The organism is Paenibacillus taichungensis (assembly GCF_013359905.1).
Taxonomy (GTDB): Bacteria; Bacillota; Bacilli; order Paenibacillales; family Paenibacillaceae; genus Paenibacillus; species Paenibacillus taichungensis.
In genome coordinates, this window is record NZ_JABMCC010000059.1 from 1 (window position 1) to 641 (window position 641).

The following is a 641-nucleotide window of genomic DNA, read 5'->3' on the forward strand; positions in this document are numbered from 1 at the left end:
ACAGCTCCCCGAGGCAGTTTCGTTGTTCGCCACGTCCTTCATCGGCTCCTAGCGCCTAGGCATCCTCCGTGTGCTCTTAGTAGCTTAACCAATTGCTCCAAGGAGCAAATGCAATCTACCGTTTTTATTGAAACTTGTTTAACACAAGTTCAGCTTAAAAAGGAATGTTCTAATTCGCAATTTTCGTTTCGATATCTAGTTTTCAAAGAACAAGCTTGTAAAATCTTGTTGGTGGAGCCAAGCGGGATCGAACCGCTGACCTCCTGCTTGCAAGGCAGGCGCTCTCCCAGCTGAGCTATGGCCCCATATTAGATTTTAAGGTATACATGGTGGGCCCTGGTGGACTCGAACCACCGGCCTCACCCTTATCAGAGGTGCGCTCTAACCAACTGAGCTAAGGGCCCACATTATATATCATATTGAAACCCGTAATGGGTTTACGCTTGGCGGCGTTCTACTCTCCCAGGACCCTGCGGTCCAAGTACCATCGACGCTGAAGGGCTTAACGGTCGTGTTCGGGATGGGAACGTGTGGAACCCCTTCGCTATCGCCACCAAACGTTTGAGAGTTTGAGCTCTCAAAACTGAGCAACGAGTGAGTAACTAGCCGACCTGGCTAGATTTTGTATTTGAATGTTTCCG

Annotated in this window: 2 tRNA genes and 2 rRNA genes; all 4 read right to left on the reverse strand. The window is 49.1% G+C overall.

The features are described from left to right. Positions 1-90 (reverse strand): 23S ribosomal RNA (locus HP548_RS00470); the annotation flags it as partial. Between the two features lie 139 nt (positions 91-229). Further along, positions 230-305: transfer RNA gene (locus tag HP548_RS00475), tRNA-Ala, on the reverse strand. A gap of 22 nt (positions 306-327) precedes the next feature. Next, positions 328-404 (reverse strand) — tRNA-Ile (locus HP548_RS00480). 37 nt (positions 405-441) lie between these two features. Next, a 5S ribosomal RNA gene (gene rrf, locus HP548_RS00485) occupies positions 442-558 on the reverse strand. Between the last annotated feature and the right edge of the window lie 83 nt (positions 559-641).